This is a genomic window from Lentilitoribacter sp. JB5-8, assembly GCF_055693385.1.
On the sequence record NZ_CM146332.1, the window covers coordinates 1,442,322 to 1,461,351 of the forward strand.

20 protein-coding genes are annotated in these 19,030 nt (G+C 44.8%); 9 read left to right on the plus strand and 11 right to left on the minus strand.

Features of this window, described 5'->3' with window-relative positions:
- Positions 1 to 10: 10 nt before the first annotated feature.
- Together ACZ1GZ_RS06865 and ACZ1GZ_RS06870 are read right to left on the minus strand one after the other, a co-directional pair.
- Positions 11 to 1,084, minus strand: a complete 1,074-nt coding sequence (locus tag ACZ1GZ_RS06865; RefSeq protein ID WP_472667726.1) for a patatin-like phospholipase family protein — start codon at positions 1,082 to 1,084, stop codon at positions 11 to 13.
- Positions 1,084 to 1,860 (minus strand): 3-hydroxybutyrate dehydrogenase, encoded by a 777-nt coding sequence (locus ACZ1GZ_RS06870; protein WP_472667727.1) that lies wholly within the window; start codon positions 1,858 to 1,860, stop codon positions 1,084 to 1,086. Before ACZ1GZ_RS06870 ends, ACZ1GZ_RS06865 begins: the two co-directional genes overlap by 1 nt.
- Positions 1,861 to 2,111: 251 nt before the next feature.
- On the opposite strand from ACZ1GZ_RS06870, the gene sbmA reads away from it, so the two are divergent.
- Positions 2,112 to 3,353, plus strand: coding sequence for a peptide antibiotic transporter SbmA (gene sbmA, locus ACZ1GZ_RS06875; RefSeq protein WP_472667728.1), 1,242 nt, complete (start codon positions 2,112 to 2,114; stop codon positions 3,351 to 3,353).
- Positions 3,354 to 3,370: 17 nt separating this feature from the next.
- On the opposite strand, the gene ACZ1GZ_RS06880 is transcribed toward sbmA, so the two are convergent.
- Positions 3,371 to 4,306 carry a polysaccharide deacetylase family protein gene (locus ACZ1GZ_RS06880; protein ID WP_472667729.1) on the minus strand — a complete coding sequence of 312 codons (936 nt, stop codon included), beginning with the start codon at positions 4,304 to 4,306 and terminating at the stop codon, positions 3,371 to 3,373.
- A 516-nt stretch (positions 4,307 to 4,822) separates the two neighbouring features.
- Here ACZ1GZ_RS06880 and ACZ1GZ_RS06885 point away from each other — a divergent pair.
- Together ACZ1GZ_RS06885 and ACZ1GZ_RS06890 are read left to right on the plus strand one after the other, a co-directional pair.
- Positions 4,823 to 5,260, plus strand: a complete 438-nt coding sequence (locus tag ACZ1GZ_RS06885) for a universal stress protein (protein ID WP_472667730.1) — start codon at positions 4,823 to 4,825, stop codon at positions 5,258 to 5,260.
- A gap of 11 nt (positions 5,261 to 5,271) precedes the next feature.
- Entirely contained in the window at positions 5,272 to 6,825 is a 1,554-nt protein-coding gene (locus tag ACZ1GZ_RS06890; RefSeq protein WP_472667731.1) for an alanine/glycine:cation symporter family protein, read from the plus strand.
- A 67-nt stretch (positions 6,826 to 6,892) separates the two neighbouring features.
- Here the strand turns inward: ACZ1GZ_RS06890 and ACZ1GZ_RS06895 are convergent, their stop codons facing one another.
- On the minus strand, positions 6,893 to 7,840 hold the full coding sequence (locus ACZ1GZ_RS06895; RefSeq protein WP_472667732.1) for an SDR family oxidoreductase: 948 nt from the start codon (positions 7,838 to 7,840) through the stop codon (positions 6,893 to 6,895).
- Positions 7,841 to 8,010: 170 nt separating this feature from the next.
- Here ACZ1GZ_RS06895 and ACZ1GZ_RS06900 point away from each other — a divergent pair, with 170 nt between their 5' ends.
- A complete protein-coding gene (locus tag ACZ1GZ_RS06900; protein ID WP_472667733.1) occupies positions 8,011 to 8,904 on the plus strand; it encodes an AraC family transcriptional regulator in 894 nt (297 codons plus the stop codon).
- A 49-nt stretch (positions 8,905 to 8,953) separates the two neighbouring features.
- Here ACZ1GZ_RS06900 and ACZ1GZ_RS06905 read toward each other — a convergent pair whose 3' ends face one another.
- From ACZ1GZ_RS06905 to ACZ1GZ_RS06915, 3 genes are all read right to left on the minus strand, one after another.
- Positions 8,954 to 9,439, minus strand: coding sequence for a hypothetical protein (locus tag ACZ1GZ_RS06905; RefSeq protein ID WP_472667734.1), 486 nt, complete (start codon positions 9,437 to 9,439; stop codon positions 8,954 to 8,956).
- Positions 9,436 to 10,332 carry a hypothetical protein gene (locus ACZ1GZ_RS06910; protein WP_472667735.1) on the minus strand — a complete coding sequence of 299 codons (897 nt, stop codon included), beginning with the start codon at positions 10,330 to 10,332 and terminating at the stop codon, positions 9,436 to 9,438. The genes ACZ1GZ_RS06905 and ACZ1GZ_RS06910 overlap by 4 nt, the downstream gene beginning before the upstream one ends.
- Before the next feature lie 114 nt (positions 10,333 to 10,446).
- On the minus strand, positions 10,447 to 10,767 hold the full coding sequence (locus tag ACZ1GZ_RS06915; protein WP_472668251.1) for a TraR/DksA family transcriptional regulator: 321 nt from the start codon (positions 10,765 to 10,767) through the stop codon (positions 10,447 to 10,449).
- 211 nt (positions 10,768 to 10,978) lie between these two features.
- Between ACZ1GZ_RS06915 and ACZ1GZ_RS06920 the strand changes: the two genes are divergently transcribed.
- Both ACZ1GZ_RS06920 and der read left to right on the plus strand, forming a co-directional pair.
- Positions 10,979 to 11,650 (plus strand): tetratricopeptide repeat protein, encoded by a 672-nt coding sequence (locus tag ACZ1GZ_RS06920; RefSeq protein ID WP_472667736.1) that lies wholly within the window; start codon positions 10,979 to 10,981, stop codon positions 11,648 to 11,650.
- A gap of 55 nt (positions 11,651 to 11,705) precedes the next feature.
- On the plus strand, positions 11,706 to 13,139 hold the full coding sequence (gene der, locus ACZ1GZ_RS06925) for a ribosome biogenesis GTPase Der (protein ID WP_472667737.1): 1,434 nt from the start codon (positions 11,706 to 11,708) through the stop codon (positions 13,137 to 13,139).
- Between the two features lie 8 nt (positions 13,140 to 13,147).
- On the opposite strand, the gene ACZ1GZ_RS06930 is transcribed toward der, so the two are convergent.
- The 4 genes from ACZ1GZ_RS06930 to ACZ1GZ_RS06945 all read right to left on the minus strand — a co-directional run bounded on the left by ACZ1GZ_RS06930 (position 13,148) and on the right by ACZ1GZ_RS06945 (position 16,026).
- Positions 13,148 to 14,032: a DMT family transporter gene (locus ACZ1GZ_RS06930; RefSeq protein ID WP_472667738.1), complete on the minus strand. Its 885-nt coding sequence runs from the start codon at positions 14,030 to 14,032 to the stop codon at positions 13,148 to 13,150.
- 11 nt (positions 14,033 to 14,043) lie between these two features.
- Entirely contained in the window at positions 14,044 to 14,358 is a 315-nt protein-coding gene (locus tag ACZ1GZ_RS06935) for a YqaA family protein (protein WP_472667739.1), read from the minus strand.
- Between the two features lie 115 nt (positions 14,359 to 14,473).
- Positions 14,474 to 15,127 (minus strand): HAD family hydrolase, encoded by a 654-nt coding sequence (locus ACZ1GZ_RS06940; protein WP_472667740.1) that lies wholly within the window; start codon positions 15,125 to 15,127, stop codon positions 14,474 to 14,476.
- A 2-nt stretch (positions 15,128 to 15,129) separates the two neighbouring features.
- Positions 15,130 to 16,026 carry a DMT family transporter gene (locus tag ACZ1GZ_RS06945; protein ID WP_472667741.1) on the minus strand — a complete coding sequence of 299 codons (897 nt, stop codon included), beginning with the start codon at positions 16,024 to 16,026 and terminating at the stop codon, positions 15,130 to 15,132.
- A gap of 359 nt (positions 16,027 to 16,385) precedes the next feature.
- On the opposite strand from ACZ1GZ_RS06945, the gene ACZ1GZ_RS06950 reads away from it, so the two are divergent.
- The 3 genes from ACZ1GZ_RS06950 (at position 16,386) to ACZ1GZ_RS06960 (ending at position 19,000) form a co-directional block, all read left to right on the plus strand.
- Complete coding sequence (locus ACZ1GZ_RS06950) at positions 16,386 to 17,567, plus strand: cell wall hydrolase (RefSeq protein ID WP_472667742.1); 1,182 nt, start codon at positions 16,386 to 16,388, stop codon at positions 17,565 to 17,567.
- 304 nt (positions 17,568 to 17,871) lie between these two features.
- The gene (locus ACZ1GZ_RS06955) at positions 17,872 to 18,192 is read left to right on the plus strand and encodes an AtpZ/AtpI family protein (protein ID WP_472667743.1); all 321 of its coding nucleotides are present in this window, start codon (positions 17,872 to 17,874) and stop codon (positions 18,190 to 18,192) included.
- Between the two features lie 58 nt (positions 18,193 to 18,250).
- Complete coding sequence (locus ACZ1GZ_RS06960; RefSeq protein WP_472667744.1) at positions 18,251 to 19,000, plus strand: F0F1 ATP synthase subunit A; 750 nt, start codon at positions 18,251 to 18,253, stop codon at positions 18,998 to 19,000.
- The last annotated feature ends 30 nt before the right edge of the window (positions 19,001 to 19,030 follow it).

Consider the following 19,030-nt stretch of genomic DNA (forward strand, 5'->3'; position numbering starts at 1 on the left):
TAAAATCATATTATTCTGAAATATTAGAGATGTTTAAGAACTCTTCATCCAGATTTACCGTTGAAGATTTACCCACTTTGTCAAAGTTTTGGTCAATCCATTCACCTGCAACTTTACGCCCGCGATCGCGCAGATCGGTCAAGAATGACCAACTGACATCAAATTTTGATGCAACGCTTAAATCCTGCAATGCTTCATCTGATCGAATGGAATGGACGAAAACATCCCGGATTTTATTGTGATATTCGTCCTTCAGCCAATTTTCCTGCACAAGCTTACTGGCAAATTTAATCGCGCGTAACTCAGCAATGAGCGAGCTGTTAAACGAGATCTCATTAATCCGGTTCATAATTTCAGGCGCGGTTTTTGGCACATTGTCCCGTAGCATGGGATTGATATGCACGATCATCACATCTTGGCTGTCGCATTTATAAAAGAATGGGAAGACAGCCGGATTTCCGATAAATCCGCCATCCCAATAATGTTCACCTTCAATCTCAACGGCTTTGTAAAGATAAGGCAAACAAGCTGATGCCATGATGACATCGAGCGTAATCTCTTTGGTTTCAAAAATTCGAGCTTTGCCAGTTTTCACATTGGTAGCGTTGATGAAAAGTTTCACATCATTGCAGTGAGCGAGTTTTTCAAAATCTATGCATTTTTCTAAAATATCGCGCAGCGGATTGATGTCAAAAGGATTGAACTCGTATGGCGATACAGTACGGGTGAGGGTGTCAAAAGCGTTGTAAGTGGCAGAAACCATCGGACCAATGCCACCAAATGCTGCGCCAAACATCGCATCAAATGGTGTTGATCGCACGGGTGAGAAAACCGCACCCGCTTGGCTTGAAGCGCGCCAAAATTCTTCCAGCTTTTCTCGTGCACCATCAATGCCGCCAGTTTGTAATCCATATGCGAGGAGTGCTGAATTCACCGCACCTGCACTTGTGCCTGATAGACCTTCAAGTTCAATTCTGCCATCTTCAAGCAAACGATCCAAAACACCCCAAGTGAAGGCACCATGAGCACCACCACCTTGTAAGGCGAGATTGATAATCCGTTTGTCTGAAGATTCAGATGCCATTATTGCGCTGTCCAACCGCCATCAATAGGCAATGCTGCGCCGGTGATTTGTGCCGCGGCATCGGAGGCAAGATACAGTGCCAAAGATGCAACTTGATCAGTTTGCACAAATTGTTTTGTCGGTTGAGCTTTCAAAATAACATTGCTGATCACTTCTTCTTCAGAGATGCCGCGCGCTTTGGCAGTGTCAGCAATTTGGCCGGTTACAAGCGGTGTTTCAACATAGCCGGGGCAAATAGAATTGGCAGTAACACCAAATTCAGCACCTTCAAGCGCGATCGTTTTGGTAAATCCTAATACGCCATGTTTGGCCGTGACATATGCAGATTTATAAGGTGAGGCGACCAAGCCATGTGCGGATGCGACATTGATGATACGGCCAAATCCACGTTCCTTCATGCCTGCAAAAGCTGCACGTGTTGTATGAAACGTACTCGACATGTTGATGGCAATAATCGCATCCCACTTACTCGTCGGGAAATCTTCAACTTTCTCGACAAACTGAATGCCCGCATTGTTGACGATAATATCAACACTACCAAATTTTGCTTCGGTAGACGTTACCAGATCTTCAATCTGATCAGGTTCCATCATATTTGCACCGTGAAAAAGCGTTTCGCCTTTACCTAACGCATCAACGTCTGCCCGCACTGCTTCATTGTCTTCAGCGCTTCCAAGCCCGTTGATCACGACGTTCATGTCAGCCTTTGCAAATGCCTTGGCAATGCCCAGTCCGATACCGCTTGTTGAGCCGGTAATAATCGCAGTTTTTGTCATCTCTCATCCCCTGAATTCAGTTAAGCAGTATAGGCTTTGATATATAATTATGTTGCAATGCAGCATTTACAAGGTTTTTGTGTAAAAGAAAAGGTTCCGTCTTTCAACTTTACGTCAATGGTCATACGGGATAAATCACGTAATTGTGGCTTGTTGTAACAGTCGCAAGGCTTTATAAATCAACGATAAAGCAAAATGAATCACGCTGTGGTGACAATTCTGGCACCCCCGTCAATAAAAAGGCTTGAATATTGTTTAGATCGTTTTTCCCTGACCCCAAACTCTTTTTTTGGTCCGCACTCATCTGGACAATTATCGCTATTGGAATTTGGTTTGGGGTTTTTGAGGGAAATGAAGGCATGCTGGAAGCAATGTCGGCATATACCCCAGTTGCTGTAGAGGGTGAGCGTCCACCATTTTTAACACCAGATAAACTGCTTATTTACATTTACATGGCCGTAGCCGGCTTTAGTTTTGCAATTGTTTGGATGTTTTTGGATAAAAATAAGTGGTCTCGTTGGTCAGTGTTGGGCTCCACCATCATTATGCTTGTGACCTATTACAATGTTCAGATCTCAGTGTTCCTCAATGATTGGTATGGCGGTTTTTATGATTTGTTGCAAAAAGCACTATCTGAGAAAAATTCCGTAACCTTGGATGAGTTCTATGGCGAATTGATCACAGTTGCACCGATTTTGCTAGTGAACATTACAGCGCTTGTATTGCTTGATTTCTTTGTATCGCACTACGTCTTCCGCTGGCGCACGGCGATGAATAATTATTTCATGGATTATTGGCCGAAGCTGCGCCACATCGAAGGTGCCGCACAGCGTGTTCAAGAAGATACCATGCGCTTTGCACGTATCGTTGAAGGCTTGGGTGTCTCATTTGTGCGTTCAATGATGACGTTGGTCGCCTTCTTGCCTTTGCTGTATACTCTCTCTGCCAATATCACCGAATTACCGCTGATTGGTAAGGTCGATGGCTCTATGGTGTTTGTGGCAATCTTCTCTGCTTTCTTGGGAACTTTTATTCTTGCGGCCGTCGGCATTAAGCTACCGGGTCTTGAGTTTAATAATCAGAAAGTTGAAGCGGCCTATCGTAAAGAGCTCGTTTATGGTGAGGATAATGCTGACCGTGCGCAGCCTCCAAAAGTGAGTGAGCTATATGATGGTGTGCGCAAAAACTATTTCCGCCTATATTTCCATTATCTTTATTTCAACATTGCGCGCTTTGGATATCTGCAGGGTTCAAACTTTATTCCGTTAATTGCGCTTGGTCCAACCATTGTGTCCGGCACAATCACGCTTGGCGTATTCACGCAGATTAACAACGCATTTGAGCGTGTTGAAGAGAGCTTTAAATTCTTCGCCAATGTCTGGACGACAATTATCGATTTGATTTCGATTTATAAACGTCTGATCTCATTTGAAAAAATCATCTATCAAGATGAAAGCACACAAGGTGATATTTCAGCTGCACCGGCTGAATAAATAAAGATATTTATTGATTAGCTATTGTTGGCGCGCTTTTGATGAAGGCGCGCTAATGCTTCTTGATAGGTGATGCAATCCACATCTGGCATTGAACAGGTTTCAAATGCAAAACGTTCCAGCGCACGCCAATAAGCGCCCGCATTCATCTCAACGAAATGAAATCCCATCTGCAGCGGAATGCGCGTACCATTGTATTCTTTATCAAAAGCGGATTTGAAAGCCTGATAAGTGCGTTCTTCAAAAACTTGCGACAACTCAGGATTATCTTTCGCCTTCGAATGTCGCACATAAAGATTATAATCCATCGCGATGATTTTTCGAGACGATGGGCCTTCCGGTATCAGCGGCAAAGCAAACTTGGTCAATTCTTCCAGTCTTGGCTGCGCTGGCCCATTGGACACGGTGCTTGCATCATAGGTAAAATTATTCGCCTCAAGAGATGAAAACAGGTTCTTGCTATGCGATAGATATGGCGCGCGGAAGCCTTTGATCTCGTTCACCGCAAAATCTTGCCAGCCTTCGGGTTCTTGGTCAGCAAAACCATTGCGCATCCATGCAGAACTCAGGATATCGCGAAACTGATCAAATTCAGCATTCCATTCTGCAACTGACCACGCTTTACCATCAAAATGCCCGCAGCCATGATTGCCCATTTCATGACCCTCAGCACGTGCCTGCCAAATGTGACTAAGCCGAGTATTAATCTCTGCTTTTGTTTGCGCAAATCCAACATTGGATAATCCCAAACTATTTTTGGGAGAACGGTAAAACCCGCGCGCGTCATCTTTAGTGATTAAAAATGCGCAGGATAGAAAATAGGTAAATTTCGCATCCACGCGTTTGGCCATTTGCCTGCTCTTATCCCAAAGCGCGTTGTCATGTGCGCCATCAAAGGAAATCAGTACAATCTGTGGGTCTTTTTTCTGCGCAAAAGAAGTATGCGATGCCATTATAAAACAGCAGCTGGTCAAGAGTAATTTTGTGAACCCACGCACTATAACGCACTCCAACATTTTTGATTTGATAAGGACGACCATTAGCAACAAAATTGCGGCGATGAAATGACAATTGATAATTGCAAGATCAAATTGCATTGGCATATTGTTTCAATATGGTGTTAACTCAATTGGCGAGATAGCTGCAAACGCATAGTCAAGAAACTTATGCAGCAGAATATAATGCTCACATGCGAGTATATTCACGACGATTGACGGGAAGATCATGTCGTATCGCCAACTCAATAAGATAATATTCTACGCAATTTTAGATAAAATGACCGAATTCTATCGAAAATTTGGTCTGATATATAGGTTTACTTGTTCTGTTTGGGTAATTCCACTTTCAAAATTGTTGTAGAGTTAAGACGAAGTTTTCTAAATGCACAAACGATGCCGCGCACGCGTGGCGAGTTCGTAAATTCGGTGAATTTCAACAGGGAATGGGGATAACAAAAAGGGGAACACAGCATGTCTACAAAATTAGTAGTCGGCCTTGATGGTCATGGTTCTGGCGAACGCGCACTTGCGCATGCCACAAAACTTGCCGGTCTAATCGGTAGCTGCGAAATACTGGTCGCTTACGTCGTTGAGTGGTCACCATTTTCGTTTCAAACAGCAGAGGAAAACGCTGCGCGTCATAAACGGCGTGAGGAAGAAATTTCGACCGCCATGGAGCGCGTCGTTGAGCCGGCGATCAAACAGTTGGAAGCAGCTGGAATGGGCGCCAGAGGCATCGTTAAACATGGCGATGTTGCAGAAACACTCAATAGGATTTCTGTAGAAGAGGGTGCGGATCAAATCATTATCGCACGATCCTCTGAAGGGGGCATATCTAACCGTATCTTTGGCAGTTCGACATCAAATCTTGTGATGAGCGCATCTGTTCCAGTGACTGTGGTGAACTAGGGGATTTGACCATGAAAAACGTAAAAGAATTAATTGCAGCGGCAACAACAATGTTGCTGGCTGCCTCACCTGCTGTTGCGCAGGAAGCTATGTCGCTTGATCAAAAAGTCAACGAGGTATTTGCATCCATAACCGGGCCTTTTGTTAGTCTGATATTCGCGCCCATCCCGGGCACATCTTTTCCATGGATTGTGATGTGGCTTGTGATTGCCGCAACCGTCTTTACGCTCTATTTCGGTTTTGTGCAGTTCCGTTTTTTCAAACACGCTGTTGGACTGGTAAAAGGTGATTATTCTGATCCAAATGATGCCGGTGAGGTAAGCCACTTTCAGGCACTAGCAACCGCGTTATCTGGAACCGTTGGTCTGGGTAATATAGCAGGCGTGGCCGTTGCTGTGGGTATTGGTGGACCAGGTGCCACATTCTGGATGATCTTAGCAGGCCTATTAGGCATGGCCTCTAAATTCACTGAATGTACATTGGGTGTGAAATACCGCAACGAATATCCAGATGGCACCGTTTCAGGTGGCCCGATGTACTATATCTCAAAAGGCTTTAAAGAGCTGGGATTGCCTGGTGGTAAATTCTTAGCGGTGATGTTTGCTATATTCTGTATTTTGGGTGCTCTTGGCGGTGGTAATATGTTCCAGGCCAATCAGGCACATGCGCAAATCAGTGGCATCGTTGGCGATTATCCTGGCTGGATCACAGGACTTGTATTTGCAGGTGTTGTTTTTGCTGTGATTGTTGGCGGTATTAAATCCATCGCCAGTGTGACTGAAAAAGTCGTCCCATTCATGGGTATCTTATATGTCGGTGCAGCGCTGATCATCCTGTTGGCCAATTATGACAAAATTGGTTGGGCATTTGGACAAATTTTTGAAGGTGCATTTACCGGTCTTGGCGTAGCTGGCGGCTTTGTCGGTGCGCTTATCCAGGGCTTTAAACGTGCTGCGTTTTCAAACGAAGCCGGTGTTGGATCTGCGGCAATTGCTCACTCTGCGGTGAAAACTAATGAACCAATTACAGAAGGTTTTGTATCGCTGTTGGAACCGCTTATTGATACCGTTGTTATTTGTACAATGACTGCATTGGTCATCACAATTTCAGGTCAATTGATGATGGATAGTGAGACGGGTCAGTTTATCTTAAACGAAGCAGGTAGTGCCATTCAAACTGTTGGCGGCACGTCTGGTGTTGCGCTCACATCGGCAGCATTTGGTGCATCCATTTCATGGTTCCCATATCTGTTGGCGATTGCGGTGGTGTTATTTGCTTTCTCAACCATGATCTCTTGGTCATATTATGGTTTGAAAAGTTGGACATACTTGTTCGGTGAAGGGAAAAAATCTGAACTCACGTTCAAAATTATTTTCTGTATCTTCATCGTGATTGGTGCCGCTGCAAGTCTCGGTCCTGTCATCGATTTCTCTGATGCAGCTATCTTTGCCATGGCAGTGGTGAATATCTTTGCACTCTACTTCCTAATGAAGCTGGTGAAAAAGGAGCTTGCATCTTATGCAGCGCGTTTAGCATCAGGTGAGATCAAAAAATTCAAAGTTTAAAACTTAGAGTTAAAATCAAGAAGGGCAGCATATTCGCTGCCCTTTTTTGTGTGAAATTTGAGGTGGTTTAAATACCCCATCTAAATCCAGTTGCCTCTTCAGATACATCCCACAATTTACTCATCACGCCTTTATCATAGGCGTAAGGTTCTAGCGTGCCTTCACCCACAGGACCGACGGTTTCCATGCGCTTTGTCGGGCCGTAAAAGGCACGTTCTGCCAAGCCGTCAGCAGTTGCACACATAACTTCAGGATAAGCACCACGCTCGGCGGATTGCACCATTGGTGTCTTGGACATAAACCACCAAACAGCACGTGTTAACAGACCGCCACTGGTGCTAATAAGAGATGTTGCCGATGCGCCCGGATGGCATACATAGACTTTAACATTTTTGCTCGCCGCTTTGATCTTGTCCTGAAGCTCATAGGCAAACATCATTTGTGCCAATTTACTTTGGCTGTAGACTGGGTTCGCGCTGTAATTTTTATCCCAATTTATATCATCAAATTGGATGGTTCTGATCCCGAGTTTATAGCCTAAGCTCGCAACCACAACGATGCGGCCATGGGATTTATCAAGAAGATCAAAAAGCATTCCGCAAAGAACGAAATGGCCATAATGGTTGGTGCCCAATTGGCTTTCAAAACCGTCTTTGGTGAATTTTTGGGTTGGCACTTGCGCGATCGCAGCATTGCAAATTAGAGCATCAATTTGTGGGGTTTGCGCCAACAGTAAAGTTGCCGCCTGGCGCACGCTCGCAAGATCAGATAAATCCATGCGAATATAGCTAACCTGAGCATCAGCTCCGAATTCCGCTTTGAGATCTTTCACGGCTGCTTCTGAACGCTCTGCGCTGCGATTTAACATAATGACTTTGGCGCCCTTGATTAAAAGAATGCGTGTGGCTTGATAACCAGCGCCTGCATTGCCGCCTGTGATGACGTAAGTTTTGCCCGCTTGTGGTCCAAGATTATCAGGTGTCCAACCTTTGGGCCCGAACTGTTTATGTTTCATGGAATTTGCTCCTTTTTCCGCAAATGCAGAGTGTCTTTTAAAATCAGTTTGTGTCTTGGGCCTGTAAATAACTCCCACAATTGATGGAAAACAGGTGCGATACTCGCGAATACTTGCCTATTCGTACCAGGGCAGTTGATACGGGTGATATCGCACAATAAGTTAGTCGCATGAACAAGCAATTGATTAGAGAATTTATCGAACAAAGGGTCCAAGAAGACGGGTTGGTCGAGACAGGAATAAATGGCGTTAAGTTATTTCGCGCAACGGACCCGGTGCCATGTGCGCCCGTGGTTTATGAGCCATGTGTGATCGCAATTGTGAGTGGATCCAAAGAGGCCGTGCTCGAGGGTGGCCAATTTGTCTATGATAATAGCCAATATATGTGCTGCCCCATGTCGATGCCGGTCATGGCAGGAACGCCCAAAGCATCGGAAAAGGATCCGCTTTATGGTGTTTATATTTCGCTCGACCAGCGTGTGATGACCGAATTGGTGATTGAGATGGATAATGCAGAAGGCAGATATAGCTCGTCCATTGCAGGCGAATTATCGCAAGGGATTAAATTATCCAAATGGAATGATGATTTTGCCAATGGGCTTTCACGGCTGCTTGATTTAACAGGCAACGCGACTGACATTTCTATTTTGGGTGAAGCGCGATTGCGAGAGTTTTATTATGCATTGCTAAAAGGTGAGGCGGGTTATTTCGCGCGTCAAGCATTTGGTGTTGGCAATGCGATCGCGCGTTCAATCTCTTATGTGTCTGATAATTTAAAGGAGCCAATCTCAATTGATGAAATGGCAGCGCGTGCAGGCATGAGCCGAACGGTCTTTCACCGCAAGTTTAAACAAGCGACTGCAATGTCACCCATCCAATTTGTGAAATCCATGCGTTTGAATAACGCAGCTATGAATATTGCTGGCGGCATGACCGTTAACGAAGCGGCGTTGGATGTGGGTTATATAAGTGCCTCTCAGTTTAGCCGAGAGTTTAAACGCATGTATGGTCAGTCACCCAGACAATGGAGCGATGCCTTGCATGTGACGACAGAAGATGTTTGAGTGTAAACGTCGGGAATCTGGCGACTGGTGAAACTTATTTTTCGGCACTTTAAAGTCTTTGAAGGTACTTGTTACGCTTGATTGTTGATGTGAGTAACCCTGGAAGAAGTAGCGCAGAAAATAGACTGACCGTCATGCCTGCAGAGAATATGGCAGCCAATATTCTTGTTAATTGTGAGCAGGTGGCATCATCTATTGCCACTAGATAAGTTACTCCTGTGATAATTGTCAAAAGGGTGATTTGATAAAGTAAAGTAAGTCTATTTAATGTTCTGTTGTCATCTATTTTTGCTTTGATTCGCTGAGAAGCTGCAAGCGCTGGATCAGTAGAGGAAGTACGCTTATCACTTAAGGTTGTTGCTATTACCGAAGAAATTGCAGTTGATAGACCAAATATAATGCTAAGAGCAGTAATTGCCGGGCGCGAAGCATCTTTAATATTTTGAGGAAAAGAATAAGCGTAAGTGTCAGCACTCAGTCCGAGCAATACTATTATGCAAAAAAACAAAAATCGAATTAATGCCGGGTTACTCAATCTAAAAGACCCAATTTCTTGAGTTCCCTATGATAATCTAACATCGCTTGTAATGCTGCTATCTCATTAAAAGTCGAGCCGTCACTGGGGATTTTTGCTGGTTTTTTGAGTTTTAGTTCTCCCTCTCTCCATTCTGTATCGTCGTCGAGCACTATTGTGTAGCTGCTAATATCTTCATCTTGGAATGCATCGATTGCGGTTTGTTTGAGCCACTCGTTCTTTGGCCTTGGTTCTGTTTTGAGCTTCATTTTGCTAATAATCACTTCAGCCGTCATTTCTTGTTTTTGATAAGCGTATTCTCCAGAAGCTGGTCCAAAAATTGAATCGAGAATTCCACCTGATGAAGCATCAAAACTTCCTAAGTAGTTTGTGGCATCAAATTTTACATATTTAACTCCAGCCGATTTAATTCGTCCCAAAGTTAGTTTGTTGGCCGCATCAACAAATATGAACGAAGTGGGATGCACTTTAATACCGCAGCGATCAGCCAGCTTAGATATTGATTCAATCAACAGCGAAGATCGATTACCTAAGCCGCAGGCCAGCATTATGTTGCGATCGACCAAAATCGCCACTTCTCGATCTAAAAATTCATGTTCTTCTTTTGCAGCTTGGGTACCAGTGGAATATGTTTCAGTTGTCTTATTCTTCAGAATGGTACTCTTCTCTGAGCCTTCTTCGTATAGTGCAAATTTTGCGGCAATTGCATCGTTGGTCTCCGGAAATGGTGGGAAGCCAATTTCGACTTTACTAAATAAATCTCGATCAACAGAGCTATCAATAGTTTTTATTTCGGATTTTATTCTTTGTAGCAAACTTCCTAACGTCCACGGAAAGTCATCGCTAACAATAGCTCTGTGAACCGAAAGTGTAACAGGCTTAGGTTTTCCCATTTAAGTTGCCCCTACCTTGAAAAGCAACTTTAAGTTATTATAAAGAATTATAAATTTCAACCAAAAAGAGTTAATTTGGGGTCTGATCTCCTATTTCAGCAATAAACAACTTGGCTAATCTGCACAGCCAACACAGCGTTCGGCCATAGGGTCAATCTCAAGGCGTTTATCTGGGATTTCTTCACCACAATTGGCGCAATATCCGTATTCATCTTCTGATATACGGCGATGCGCCATTTCAATACGAACAAGATCACGTTGACGGTTTCGTTCCTGTGCTTGTGCCATGGCTTGTTGCTGCATAGAATCCATTCGCGATAAGCGCCCAACGGACTGTTGATCAAGTTTGACCGGCGCACGTGCATCCGACGATAATTCAGAAAATGCTTCGAGTTCATCTTTAACCGACTGAAGCCTTAGTTTTGCTTTTTCAATATCGACCAATGAAACCTCGCAAAGATTTGAGGTGAAACCCCTCGAAAACAACGATTATGATACTTATAACATAATTTTGCACCCTAAGGAGCAAGGAAGCGCAAAAACTTCTTTCAACTTTGGCAAAATGGTTTAGAAGGCGGTCTTGAACATTTTTAAAGATGAATACGGCCTCGCTAGCAATTGGCCGTAGTAATAACTGGATAGTGAAATGAGCACTGAAGACGACAATTTTATCCGCGAGGTCAACGAAGAGCTACGCTCGGATCAGGCCAATGCATTGTGGAAGAAATATGGAAAGTTCATCATTGGTGGTGCAGTTGCCATTGTTGTCGGCGTTGCAGGTAACGTTGGCTATAAAAATTGGGTGGATGGCCAAGCAGCTGCATCAGGTGACATTTTCCTTGAAGCTCTAACCCATGCACGTGAAGGCAGAAACGAAGAAGCTCTTGCTTCTTTTGATCAGTTGAAAGCGGAAGGGTATGGCTCATATCCGGTTCTTGCGAAAATGCGCGCTGCGACAGTGTTGGCTGAACAAGGTGATGCTCAAGGCGCGATCGCAGAATTTCAATCTGTCGCAAATGACAATTCAGTTGCTGATGCGCTTAAAGATGTTGCCAAAATTCGCGCCGGCTATCTCATGGTGGATGTCAGCTCTTATGATGAAGTAGCCGCTGAAGTTGAGATTTTGACAAACACGACAAATACGATGCGCCATTCCGCACGTGAAATTTTGGGTCTTTCCGCATTTAAGGCAAACGACCTAACGCGAGCGAAGGATTGGTTTACCTTGGTGGTTGAAGATACCTCAACTCCACAGCAGATTGCTGCACGCGCACAAGTTATTCTCGACTTAATAGCTGGGCGCTCCTCAACGTCATAAAAAATTAGCGTAACGGGCATTGAATTATTGCCCGATTGCACAGAACTGGACATTCATGAGTTTTTCAATCGCCATTGTTGGACGGCCAAATGTTGGCAAATCAACCTTGTTTAACCGCTTGGCTGGTCGAAAACTTGCGCTTGTAGATGATACCCCGGGTGTAACGCGCGATCGTAGACCGGGAGAAGCCAAGCTTGTCGATCTGACATTTCGTATGATTGATACGGCAGGTCTTGAAGAGAAAGCGCCTGACACATTGGAAGGGCGGATGCGAGAGCAGACCGAACTTGCCATTGATGAAGCAGATGTTGCTTTGTTCGTTGTCGATGCCAAGGAAGGCATTACCCCAGCTGATGAAACACTTGCGCGCCTTTTGCGCAAACGCGGCAAGCCTGTTGTGCTTGTGGCGAATAAAGCAGAAGCACGCGGCGCGGATCTCATGGACGCTTATCGTTTAGGATTTGGCGAGCCTTGCCCAATTTCAGCTGAGCATGGCGAAGGTATGCTGGACCTAAGAGACGCAATCGTCGAAGCGGTGGGCGAATTTGTTGCCTTCCCTGATGAAGATGATGGCTTTGATGAAGCGATCACTGATGTTGATGTCTATGATGATGACTTTGATGAAGATTATGAGGGTGAGATTGAGCCTGATATCGATACATCAAAACCCTTGCGCATTGCCGTGGTGGGACGCCCAAATGCGGGGAAATCTACTCTAATCAATGAGTATTTGGGTGAAGATCGTCTGCTGACGGGTCCAGAGGCCGGAATTACACGCGATTCTATTTCTGTTGAATGGGAATGGAATGATCGTAAGATCAAAATGTTTGATACCGCTGGCATGCGAAAACGCGCTAAAGTTCAGGAAAAACTAGAAAAGCTTTCCGTTGCTGACGCATTGCGCGCGATCCGATTTGCAGAAGTTGTTGTCATTGTTTTGGATGCGACAATCCCGTTTGAGAAACAAGATCTTCATATCGCCGATATGGTGGTGCGAGAGGGACGTGCGCTTGTCATCGCATTTAACAAATGGGATCTGGTTGAAGATCGTCAGGCAACGTTGAAATATCTGCACGAAGAGACAACACGTTTATTGCCCCAAGTTCGCGGAATTTTAGCTGTTCCGATTTCTGGCCGATTGGGCAACGGGTTAGACAAACTCATGCAGGCAGTTATTGAAACGCACAGAACTTGGAATAAACGTATTCCGACGGCGCGTTTAAATCGTTGGCTCAATATGACCACGGCTCAACATCCGCCACCTGCGGTATCGGGTCGTCGTTTGAAGCTTAAATATATGACACAGATTAAATCTCGCCCACCTGGATTTATGGTGTCTTGTACGCGCCCGGATGCATTGCCAACTTCTTATACACGCTATTTGATAAATAAAATGCGCGAAGATTTTGATATGCCGGCTGTGCCTATTCGCATTACATATCGCTCTGGCGATAATCCGTTTGAAAATCGCAAACGCCGTAAAAACTAAAGCGTAGATTAATTCTCATTTTTCAATAGTAGAATGAGTGATATCGTTGTGATCGCTATGCCAGCTAAGATCTTAAGGCTTGGCAGGCCATCACCTCTGGCAAATTCCCAAACAATCACCCAACTGGGAACAAGATAAGTATAGGCCATAACTTTGGCAGAGGGCAGGCGAAGAGCCGCAAACTGCAACAAAAAGAATGTCAGCGAGCTGGCGGCGACAACGAGATAAATAAACACCAACCAAAAAGAGATCGGCAGGCTGACCCAGTCTGTCGTGACAATATTATTAAACGAAAAGGCCCAAAGGACTATCGTTCCACCCACCATCACCCCAAAAGTGGATACGATGACCGGATCTCCCTTCGAGAGCTTTGTAAAGAGCGGTGTATAAAGTGCATGTGCTATTACGCCGACAATGAATATTGCCTCACCTTTACCAATGTTAAAACTCAAGAAAGCAGCGAGATCTGCGCGAAAAATCACCCATAAAGCGCCTATGGCTCCAATGGTGAGCGCAATAGAGATGCGCTTGGTCGAAATCTGCTTTAGTATGAAATAGCTGAATATGGCTGTAAGTGGCGGTGCAAGTGTAAAGACCGCACTGGTTGATACAGGTTGGGTAACTTTCAGTGCTTCAAACATGGTTACAAAATATATTGAAAACAGCCCGCCCAATGGCAAGAAACGCCAACCCCGCTTTAAATGATCAAGTTTGATCTGCCCAGACAGAACAGCAATTGAGCCCATTAATATCGCGCCGGTGGTAAATCGGAGTGCTGTTAAAGCATCAGGCGGCACAAGATGGGCGATGATCGAACCCAGACTAAAGGACCCTGCGACGAGGAAAGACAAAGTGAGCATTGCCAAATGGCCAATTAATTGCGTGCGGGGCATGAGGATCCAGTTTAAATAATTTGAAGCACGAGTGCAGAGACCACAAGATAACGTGCAAGTTTTGCAATTGCCACGAGCGCGATAAAACTAACGATGGGTTCGCGTAATATACCCGCTACTAATGTAAGGGGATCACCAATAATAGGAGCCCAACTTGCAAGCAAGCTCCAGCGACCATATTTACGATACCATTGTTCCGCACGATCCATTTGATTGGAATTGATCGGATACCAGGAGCGATCTTGAAAGTGATTAAAGTAGCGACCTAGCGCCCAATTGATCAAAGAACCAAGGACATTGCCAAAAGTGGCAAAGAGAATTAGCAAGATAAGAGAATGATCACCAGCTGATATCAACGCCGCCAGACCGACCTCAGCCCCCCCGGCAATAAAGTTGCCGCGAGCAATGAGAAAACAAACAGCGCAATATAAGCACTCATGCTTATTCAATTCCGATGAGTTTTAAAGCATCGCGCATATCGTCAAATGTTGTTGCGCCAAACGCGAGTAATTCCTTGGGGTTTGTCTCGGCTGCATAGCCTAAACATTTGATCCCAGCGCGTTGCGCGGCATCTGCCCCGGTTGGACTATCCTCGATCACGACACAATCCTGGGGCCGCACGTTCATTGTATTAAGGGCATGTAAAAACAATCCCGGTTCGGGTTTCCAGGATTTAACATCATGTGCAGAAAAGATTGCGCCATCAAACATGTCTAGAATACCGCTTGATCCAAGCATGATCTTCATTTTTTCAACACTGCCATTTGAGGCGACACAAATAGGAATATTGCTATCAACCACGCGTTCAACAACATTTTTAATGTGTGGAATGAGTTCAACACCTTGGTGCAGCCTGTCGAAGATCTCTTTATAGATCTCATCCAGCCAATGGTCTGGTAATTGCGCGCCAAGCTTCTTGGCGGCAACGCCTATTTCCGACATCTTGCCTGCACCCAAAACATCACGCACTTCAATCGGTGTCATATGTAATCCATACCGTGCGAAGTTATCTGACATCACTTCGCTATGCGCCATCACACTGTCAACAAGAACACCGTCACAATCAAAGATAACAAGCTTTGGTATTTCCATCATGCTTATGAACTTTCCGCAGTTTCAAGTTTCTTCTGTTTGGACACGATATGCTCACGATAAACTGTGTATATGCCCGAAACTGTAATGATAATGGCACCAATCCATGTCCAAATATCGGGAAAATCCCCAAAAACATAAAAGCCATAAAGTGTGCCCCATATAATAAGCGTGTAATGGACAGGCGCTAGAACAACGGCTTCGGCCATGGAAAGCGCTTTAATCACACAGATTTCCGCAATTGCTGCGAGAATGGCGAGGGCGCTTAACAAAACAAGATCTACCCCCCAATCAGGTGTTCGCCAGACAAAGGGGAGCGGTATTGTTAAAAATGCGCCGCTAACAAGCGCAGTAAAAGCAACCGTTGTTGTGACGCTGTCAGCAATAAGCGCGCGCGATAAGATTTGCCGCAATGCAAATAAAGATGCTGCGATTACCACCAAAAATGCAGCTGGGTGAACAACTCCCAATCCCGGACGGATGATAAGGAGTGTCGCCAGAAAACCAATGGATATAGCGGTCCAACGCCGGATGCCGACTTTTTCTCCTAAGAATAGAGCACCCATCACGGTTACCAAGAAGGGTGCCACGAAACTCACAGCCACTGCATCTGCTAAAGGTACGTAAACAATTGCAAAAATAAATAGGATCCCGGAACCTGCTGCCGCAACGCCTCGTGTGATTTGCAGGAAAGGGCGTTTAGTATGAAAAATCGAAAGACCTTTGATCGCAACGATAATCAACACCCCGGTCACCAATCCGATTTGGCGTGACCACATGACTTGTACGGGATGAAAATCATTTGTCAAAAACTTGGCAATTGTATCCACCATTGAAAACAAAAACATGCCGCTCGCCATAAACAACAATCCATGGATTGGGCTTGTTGTTCTGCGCATCATATTTTTCGTTGTATCAGTTATTGTCTTGGTGTCAGAAATAGTCGCATCCTTAAAGAGAAGTAGTCTCTTTAATTATCCATGCGCCTTTCCCCACCATTTCGCAATAAAATTTGAATAATTGGTCTAATATTTATCCCAATCTGGGCAAAATCACAGGTTTATACGCATTTGATTGTAACATTTATCAACAAACACCATGTTTGAGGCAATTTTTAAAACTCACCTCTTTTTAGCCACAAATATTGGTTTGAAAGACAAGCAAGGGAGGCGCACCAACAATATTAACTCTTCATCAAGGTTAACGAGTTATGATCATCGCTAGTTTTGTACCGAGTTATAGTTTTTGTTGGAGTAGTGTTGTGCGTAATAAGAGTTCTAAGGCTCGCCCCGTTTTGGCGCGTCTAAGCGGAATAGCCGCACCTTTTTTATTCGGCGTTGTCGGATTTATGTTTACCCCCACCATTGTTGCCCAATCTGATACAGCCGCTCTTTTGAGCAGTTTTGGCAATCAAGATGATCGCTGGCGCATGCATATGACGACAGCCCCTGCCGGTTCGATTGAAAAAGCGCAAATTGCCTTTGCAGATACAATTTTAACAGGATCAGTGGCACCGAGTGCTGGATTGGATCTTGGCAATGGTGAAACCGTAGCATTTGATGCAAAAATCGGTGGCAAAGAACTCACACCTGATGAAGATCGCATTACACGCCACCTTAAAAAAGGCCGAGTAATAGCTGTCGCACCATCTCAGCCACCTAAAAACTTCTCGGCCGGGTCAATTATTGGCAAACAAAGTTCTTTGGAAATCCCAAAATCATCTGACGACGTTGCAATGGTGTTTAAAAAGCAGGAAATTGCTGGCAAAGAACTCCAGGTCGCATCCGTGTTCTATAAGAAACAGGATAAGCCTCAGATTTCTGCACAAGTTCCAACAATGCTTGCAAGCCTTATTACCAATGATAATCCAGATATCTTGGCAACAGCTTATGCCCCACCAAAAAAAGACTATGCTAAACAATCCCCATTTGCTTCTGTCTTAAATGATGGACCAAAACGTGGGCGTTTTATTCCCCCAATTGAAAAGGGTGATCACGCTTGGGCTGATGATCCATTACCACCAGCTGCATTTTCCGCAGGCGAACAACGTTGCCTTGCTGCGGGTATTTATTTCGAAGCACGCGGTGAGAAACTATCCGGTCAGGCAGCTGTTGCTCAGGTTATTTTAAACCGCGTTCGAAACCCAACTTATCCAAACACTATTTGTGGTGTTGTTTATCAAAATAAAACCTGGCGCAACCGTTGCCAGTTCTCATTTGCTTGTGATGGTATTCGCGATCGGGTGAGATCACCTAAAGCATGGAATATTGCAGAAGAAATTGCCCTTGCAACAACTGCGGGGAAAATTTGGTTTAAGCAGGTTGGCTCTTCAACGCACTATCACGCAACTTATGTACGTCCGCGCTGGGCAAAGAAGATGCGTCGCGTCGGTCGAATCGGTTTGCACATCTTTTATGTCACTCATAACGGTGGCTGGAGCTGATATTTCGCCCTAAAATCGCTGTAAATGCTGTGTAACACTGTCGCAATTGGCAAAAGTTTACGCAGCATTTTTTTGTGAATCGTTGCAAGATGCTGTAAGTTGTTGAATTTAATGGTGAAATAAGTTCAATTGCTGCCCTAATCTACTGCTTGACTATCCAACAATGTAAAACTATGTTGCGCGCAAATTACAAACAGCCTTGCGGGCTGCTTTTGGTATGTTAAAAGGGCGCCAAGTTGATATAAATTCGGCGCTATTTTAGTGAGAGACTTCAAGTCGAAACTGAAAGCGAATGTGAGGGTGTATGGTAGATAGTCTTGAGACCCGTCGCCAGGAGCTGGAAGCAAAATTAGCATCCAAGCAAAAGGAAGACGAAGACAAGGCAGGCGATGAAGGTGGAGATCGCAAGGGATATGCCCTTGCAGTTAAGCTCTCCAGTGAATTTATCGCAGCTGTGTTTGTCGGTGCTATTCTAGGCTATGTGCTCGATACGTATGCGCAAACCGCGCCTTGGGGGATGATCATCTTCCTGCTGTTGGGGTTTGTTGCGGGTGTATTAAACGTTTTGCGCTCTGTGGGCGCGGTGGAAAAGCCAAAAGTCGGCTATTCATCGAAAGAAGATTAGAACCCTTTTGGGTATGTGTTTAGTCCGGTTTGTGCCGGAAATTTAGGAGAGAAACAACGTGGCTAACGATCCTATCAGCCAGTTCCAGCTTTCAAAACTCGTTCCAATTGAGATTGGTGGCATGGACTTTTCCTTCACCAATTCTTCATTGTTTATGGTCGCAACGACCGTTGTTGCAGCTGGTTTCTTGATGTCGACGACAGCAAACCGTGGGTTGATCCCAACGCGCTTACAATCGATCTCTGAAATGGCTTATGAATTTGTTGCTTCAATGCTGCGAGACGGGGCCGGATCACAAGGGATGCGTTTCTTCCCACTCGTGTTCTCCCTCTTCATGTTCGTTCTTATTGCCAACCTACTTGGCATGTTCCCATATTTCTTCACAGTCACTAGCCATATCATCGTAACATTTGCTCTTGCAATGCTCGTGATCGGCACAGTTGTTGTCTACGGTGTGATGAAGCATGGTCTAGGTTTCTTAAAATTATTTGTGCCTTCGGGCATTCCCGGCGTTTTGATGCCATTGGTTGTTATGATTGAGGTTATTTCATTCCTCTCACGTCCAATCAGCTTGTCTGTTCGTTTGTTTGCGAACATGTTGGCGGGTCACATCACACTTAAAGTGTTTGCCGGATTTATTGTTGCCATGGGTGCACAAGGTGCGCTCGGGTTCATGGGTGCTGCATTGCCATTGCTAATGACAGTTGCACTCACAGGTTTGGAATTCCTCGTAGCTTTCTTGCAGGCTTACGTCTTTGCGGTACTAACATGTATGTACCTCAACGATGCCTTGCACCCAAGCCACTAGGTTAAAAGTTGCAGACGGGCATGTCGTCCG